This window comes from Psychroflexus maritimus (assembly GCF_011089875.1).
Taxonomy (GTDB): Bacteria; Bacteroidota; Bacteroidia; order Flavobacteriales; family Flavobacteriaceae; genus Psychroflexus; species Psychroflexus maritimus.
Window position 1 is genome coordinate 23,210 of record NZ_JAANAS010000045.1, and the last position, 6,280, is coordinate 29,489.

At 32.6% G+C, this 6,280-nt stretch carries 5 protein-coding genes; 2 read left to right on the forward strand and 3 right to left on the reverse strand.

The annotated features are described in order from the left end of the window. Nucleotides 1-81 precede the first annotated feature (81 nt). On the forward strand, nt 82-1,041 hold the full coding sequence (locus tag G7034_RS06435) for a glycosyl transferase family 90 (RefSeq protein ID WP_166400147.1): 960 nt from the start codon (nt 82-84) through the stop codon (nt 1,039-1,041). A gap of 27 nt (nt 1,042-1,068) precedes the next feature. Here the strand turns inward: G7034_RS06435 and G7034_RS06440 are convergent, their stop codons facing one another. From G7034_RS06440 to G7034_RS06450, 3 genes are all read right to left on the reverse strand, one after another. Then, nucleotides 1,069-1,830: a lipopolysaccharide kinase InaA family protein gene (locus tag G7034_RS06440; protein WP_166400148.1), complete on the reverse strand. Its 762-nt coding sequence runs from the start codon at nt 1,828-1,830 to the stop codon at nt 1,069-1,071. A 98-nt stretch (nt 1,831-1,928) separates the two neighbouring features. Then, nucleotides 1,929-3,122, reverse strand: coding sequence for an ADP-forming succinate--CoA ligase subunit beta (gene sucC, locus G7034_RS06445; RefSeq protein ID WP_166400149.1), 1,194 nt, complete (start codon nt 3,120-3,122; stop codon nt 1,929-1,931). A 141-nt stretch (nt 3,123-3,263) separates the two neighbouring features. Next, nucleotides 3,264-4,427, reverse strand: a complete 1,164-nt coding sequence (locus tag G7034_RS06450) for a T9SS type A sorting domain-containing protein (protein WP_166400150.1) — start codon at nt 4,425-4,427, stop codon at nt 3,264-3,266. Nucleotides 4,428-4,963: 536 nt separating this feature from the next. Here G7034_RS06450 and G7034_RS06455 point away from each other — a divergent pair. Next, a partial coding sequence (locus tag G7034_RS06455) for an L-type lectin-domain containing protein (protein ID WP_246166778.1) occupies nt 4,964-6,280 on the forward strand: 1,317 nt, incomplete at its 3' end.

Genomic DNA, 6,280 nt, shown 5'->3' on the forward strand with positions numbered 1-6,280 from the left:
ACTAAAATATTAAAATTTGTTGTTATGTTTGTAATAGTTGAACCTTCAACATTCATTTTCATTTACTAAATAAAAAAATCAATGAAACTTTTTGATAACGGAAAAAATCCAAAGTGGAAGTATTATTTAAAAAATTATGCTTCCTTTTTAATTCCAAACTTAGTTTATCAAAATAACTACCATTCGTTATTAAAAAAAGCTAAACATAGAGAAGATTATTCTGAAATTCTAGAACGAGTTGATTATTATAATAAACTCAATCAAAAGGTAAACTTAGAAAATTCGGTAAGTATTGAACAATTCAAATTAAAAAACATGAATCAAAAAGTATATTTTTTTGATTCTTATAAATACCTAAGATTTTTTGACCCTAAGCTCAGATTTTGCCACGAGTTTGGCGACGTCACTTTTATTCCTGAAGAACCTTCAATTTTAAAAAGCAGACCTATTGCTGAAGACAATCAAAATTCTGTCATTCTCAAACTAAATAAAGTGAGACATTTTGTTAGAGTTAATGATCAATTAAAATTTGAGGACAAAAAAGACCAATTAATTTTTAGAGGGAAGGTAACCTATAAAGAGCAAAGGCGTAAATTCTTTGAAATGTATTTTAATCATCCGCTTTGCGATTTAGGAGACACACAAACTAAAAAAATTAACCCCGATGAATGGAAAGTAGAAAAAACTAGTATTTATAACTTATTGAAATACAAGTATATACTTGCGCTTGAAGGAATAGATGTAGCTAGTAATTTAAAATGGGTCATGTCTTCAAATTCAATTGCTGTTATGCCTCAACCTACTTACGAAACTTGGTTTATGGAAGCTAAATTGATTCCTAATGTACATTACATTGAAATAAAACCTGACTTTTCAGATTTAGAAGAACGTTTAAATTACTATACACAACATCCAGAAGAGGCACAAAAAATAATTACTAATGCTAAAGCTTATGTTGAAAAGTTTTGGGATAAAGAGAAAGAAGATATCATAGCCCTATTAGTGCTTAAAAAATATTTCGAAAAAACAAATCAAATGTAACTTTTGACTAACTAAGATAATTTAAACTTACCTCCAAAACCTTATTCTCTTTTTGAAGGCTTGTTTTTTTAAGCTTTTAGAAAAAAACTCATTAACAGAAAATAGCATTTCATCATAAACCTTATCTGCCGCCTCATGATTAATTTCAGCATAAGCTTCACTCATGGTACGGATTACTCTTTTATCTTGCGTTAACCGTGCAAAATTCTGAATGCGCTGTTGTCTTGTTAAGGATTCAAATTTCATCCGATTTAAATCTACTAAATAAAAATAAAATTTTCCATCGCACTCCTCAATAAGTGTGTTACCTGGAGAATGGTCTAAAAAATGAACGCCATTTTCATGCATTTGATGAGTAAACTTAACAAACTCAAAAAGAATTTGATTTCGTTTGTTTACATTTTCCATAGCAGGAAGTTCTCTAAAAGTTAAATCGTGAGATTGATATTCAGAAACATAATAACTTTTTTCTATTCCAAACCACGTAAATTTATTCCTATAAGCTACAGGTTTTGGAGTTCCTATGCCGAGACTAAGCAACTTTTGAGCATATAAGTAAGATCTTTTAGCTTTAGATTCGCGAAAATATTTGTAAGCTAACTGATTAATGAAGTGAGGTTTTTTGAAATATTTGATAACAAACTTTTTATCCTTAACGGCTTTTTGTTTCAAAATATTTCGAGTTCCAGAATAGATTGTTTCACCAGATAAATGAAAATCATCTAAAAACTGCAATGCACCTTTTTTATAAGGCTGCAGCTCTTCATTAAAAATTGTTACTATTTTCATGATCAGTGGTAAGAACTAGGTGTTTTTTTTATAAAAAAACAGGCTGTTTGGTTTATACAAACAACCTGTGATATTATATAAATAGAGGGTTGAAAGTTTTAAGCAAGTACTTTTTGTACTTTATCTGCAGCTTCTTGGAAAAGCACAGCACTCTCTACATTTAAACCACTATTATCAATTAATTCTTTAGCTTCAACGGCGTTTGTTCCTTGAAGTCTTACAATAATAGGAACTTTAATTTGATCACCTAAGTTTTTATAAGCGTCAACAACACCTTGAGCAACACGATCACAACGTACAATACCGCCAAAGATGTTAATTAAAATTGCTTCTACTTTCTCATCCGCTAGAATTATTCTAAAAGCTTCCTCAACACGTTTTGCATCTGCGGTACCACCAACATCTAGGAAGTTAGCTGGTTCTCCACCGGCAAACTTAATTAAATCCATAGTAGCCATGGCTAAACCTGCTCCGTTTACCATACAACCAACATTTCCGTCAAGGTTTACAAAACTTAAACCAACTTCTTTGGCCTTAACTTCAGTTGGGTCTTCCTCACGCTTATCTCTCATTTCGGCATAGTCTTTATGACGGAATAAAGCAGAATCATCTAAAGAAACTTTAGCATCAACAGCTAAAATTCGATCATCAGATGTTTTTAATACAGGATTGATTTCAAAAAGACTTGAATCTGAACCGTCATAGGCATTGTATAAAGCAGTAACAAATTTAGTCATTTCCTTGAAAGCTTTTCCGCTTAAGCCTAAGTTAAAAGCTACTTTTCTAGCTTGAAAAGGTAAAATTCCAGTAGCGGGATCAATTTCTTCAGTAAAGATTAAATCTGGAGTTTCTTCTGCAACAGTTTCAATATCCACGCCTCCTTCAGGAGAATACATGATCATATTTTTTCCTGTAGCTCTATTTAAAAGAACAGACATATAGTATTCTTCAGGTTCGTTATCGCCTGGATAATAAACATCTTCAGCAATTAAAACTTGATGTACTTTCTTACCTTCCTTAGAAGTTTGAGGAGTAACCAAATTCATTCCAATAATTTGACCTGCAATTTCTTCTACTTCTTTTAGGTTTTTGGCTAATTTCACGCCGCCGCCTTTACCACGCCCACCAGCGTGAACTTGAGCTTTAATTACATGCCACCCCGTTCCGGTTTCTTCGGTTAATTTTTTAGCTGCTTCAACAGCTTTTTCAGGGGTAGTGGCTACTTTTCCGCGTTGTATGGTAACTCCGTAGCTACTAAGTATTTCTTTTCCTTGATATTCGTGTAGGTTCATAATCAGGTTTTATGATAAATTTTTAGTTCCACAAATGTAGCAAATTATAGGTTTTAAACAAACGAAAAATAAAAATTGTTGTTGAAAGAAAAAGGCTGCCCTTTAAAGACAGCCTAGTTTTATAAAATCACTATTAGACTATTATTGTTTTATTAATTTGAATGTTTTTTGAGCGCCAGAATTAAGTTCTACTTTAACCATGTAAATTCCACTTTTCAATTCGTTGGCATCAATTTGCGTTTGAAGTTCTGAAACTTGTTTACGTTGAATAAGCCTTCCTGTTACCGAAAAAACTTCAACTGAATGAATTAATGCACTACTCTCTAAGTGCCAAACATTTTTGGTTGGGTTAGGGTAAATAGAAAAATTTCCACGTTCAAAATCAGAGGAAGAAAAATCAACGAAGTCAAAAAAATAAGTTCCATTTAAACGATCAAAAAAGATAGTATAAGGTGCTGCTTCAGTAATTAAGAAATTATCTGAACCATTAAGCACCAAATCGCCAGAAAGCTCTCCTGAACTTCCCCAATTCACATCCCACGACTGATTTTGTCTAAACTTACATTCGCCTTCTAGTAATTCAACTTCTTCAATAATGTAGGTTAAACCATTGTCTGTAGTATTCATTAAAACATCTGGTGTTGGGTTTTCTCCATCTGGCCAATCACTAATTGCTGGACCAACCAATCCAATAGCAGGAACAGTTAAGGAGTAATCTAAATTAGCAAGAAATAATTCAACCGAATAATACCCTTGCTCTACCGGAATAGGATCTCCATCAAGAACTAAAGTGTTTACTGGAGTATCATCATTAACACCATAAACATCACCATTTGAAGAAGTGAATAATACTGTACCTGTTCCAAACTGACTAACAGGCGCCTCGTATAAATCACCATCTGCCGTAGATAATGTGATGGGGGATTCTAATGCGCTTCCGGTAATAGTAATTTCTTGAAATTCACCCACATTTGTAAATGTGTAAGTGTCATTATTTAAATCTAAAACAATGTCATATACACCTGCTTGTACAGGAATATTTCCAGCTGTTATAGAACCTGAGGGAAAGTCATCTCCTCCATAGCTTACATCCCATGACAAATCTTCCCTGAATTTTGCGGATCCTGTGTTTAAGGTTATTCCGTCAATAGAGTGTGTTCCATCACCGTTATTAGTGAGTACAATATCCGGTTCTGGAGAATCATCATCTGGCCATCCATTAGCCGCTGGACCAACAATTCCAATAGTTTGTGAAAAGCAAGATAAACTAAAAATTAATGTTGTAAAAAGTAATATTTTTTTCATCATTTATTATTTAAAATTCAATATAAATGTAAATAATTCTTTCGAATTCCTAAAAATATTTAAGCTAATTCCTAAAAAAATAAATATAAAAAACAATCATTCAGATTTCAATCATTGAACTACAACGATTGAGACAGCTTATTTAAAATACTTATAAATAATGACACAATCGAATGGATTGAACTAAAAAAGCAATTAACTAAAAGCTTGTAGTTAAAAACATCAACTCTCATTAAGCTGCATTATGTTGTAAAAAAGAATAATAAGCCTACCTTTGAATAAACTAAAAGAATAAGTTTTCCTTTTCTTTAACTTATTTTGCAGCTTAAATTGCTTCTTAACTATAAAATCAACTTATAATTTTAGTTTTAAGTAAAAGACTAGTTAAACCAAACTTTACTCTTTTACTGAAGTTTCAGTAAATTTTCTTAAATTTATAACCTATTAGTAATATTAGCCACTAATAGTTTCCTTTACATTTAATTAAACTGAACGTAAAAAAACAAGTTAATTAAAGAATCATAATCGATAAAAAAATGTCAAATACACTTATACGTAAAACCCTAAGCTTTAGCTTTTTTTTACTGACCTATATTTCTTTTGCACAACTGAATGCTTCCTTAACTGGTAATGCTGAAGATATTGGAAACAACTGTTTCATAATCACTCCAGATTCCTTATATCAAGCAGGAGGTGTTTGGTATGACAACCCCATTGATTTTGATGAGGATTTTACCATCTACTATCAAAATAACTTTGGAAGTAATCCTACTGGTGCAGATGGTATGGCCTTGGTTTTTAAAGATAATTCTATCCCAGAACTCGGTAATTCAGGTGGAGGCCTAGGTTATCAGAACATTTCACCTTCATTAACTGTTGAGTTTGATACTTATACAAATTCTGCTGATAATGGTGACCCAGCCTTTGACCATATTGGAATTCAAAAAAATGGCAACCCGAGTCATTTTAATTCAAATTTTAATTTAGCTGGACCAGTGCAAGCTGACCCAGATAATGTAAATATTGCTAACGGAAATGCTTACGAAGTGAAAATTGTATGGGAAGCATCAACTCAAACTTTAGATGTGTTTTTTGATTGCGAACTTCGACTCAGCCTAGATTATGACGTAAAAGAAGAAATTTTTTCTGGAGATGATACTGTCTTTTTTGGATTCGTTGGATCTACGGGTGGGCTTAGCAACCTTCATCAAGTTTGTTTTAATAGCATTTCCTTTATAGACAATCTTCAATTAGAAAACCAAACAATTTGCGAAAACGAAAGCGTTTCTATAGACGCAAGCACACCTAGCGGAAGTACCTATTCTTGGTCTCCAACAGAAGGAGTTTCAAACCCTAATAGCAGTGAAACTGAATTGTCGCCAGATACTACAACTACTTATACAGTTACAATTGCAGATGTATGTGGTGATTCATTTAGCCAAGATGTAACAATAACCGTTATAGATGAAGAATTACCGGTATTTGATCCAATAGAAAGCATTTGTGTTGGAGATGATTTAGAAGAACTACCTACAACATCCAACAACAACATCTCAGGATCATGGTCGCCAGCCTTAAATAACACCACTACAACTACCTATACTTTTACCCCAGATGAAGATGAATTGTGCGCTCAAGAAACAACGCTTGAAATAATTGTAAACCCAGAAGAATCACCAATTTTCGATTTAGAAACAACCTACTGTGAACTTCAAGAATTACCAACAACCTCTGATAATGGTATTGAAGGCGAATGGGCACCCGAATTAAATAGCTCTAATTCAATTTATACCTTTACTCCTAATTCTGATGAATGTGCGGAAAGTATTGATATAGAAATTGAAATTATTCCT

What these genes read in the sequence shown, in the direction of transcription:
- G7034_RS06435 (WP_166400147.1), top strand. Translation starts at nt 82, where the DNA reads ATGAAACTTTTTGATAACGGAAAAAATCCAAAGTGGAAGTATTATTTA.
- G7034_RS06440 (WP_166400148.1), bottom strand. Translation starts at nt 1,830, where the DNA reads ATGAAAATAGTAACAATTTTTAATGAAGAGCTGCAGCCTTATAAAAAA.
- sucC (WP_166400149.1), bottom strand. Translation starts at nt 3,122, where the DNA reads ATGAACCTACACGAATATCAAGGAAAAGAAATACTTAGTAGCTACGGA.
- G7034_RS06450 (WP_166400150.1), bottom strand. Translation starts at nt 4,427, where the DNA reads ATGAAAAAAATATTACTTTTTACAACATTAATTTTTAGTTTATCTTGC.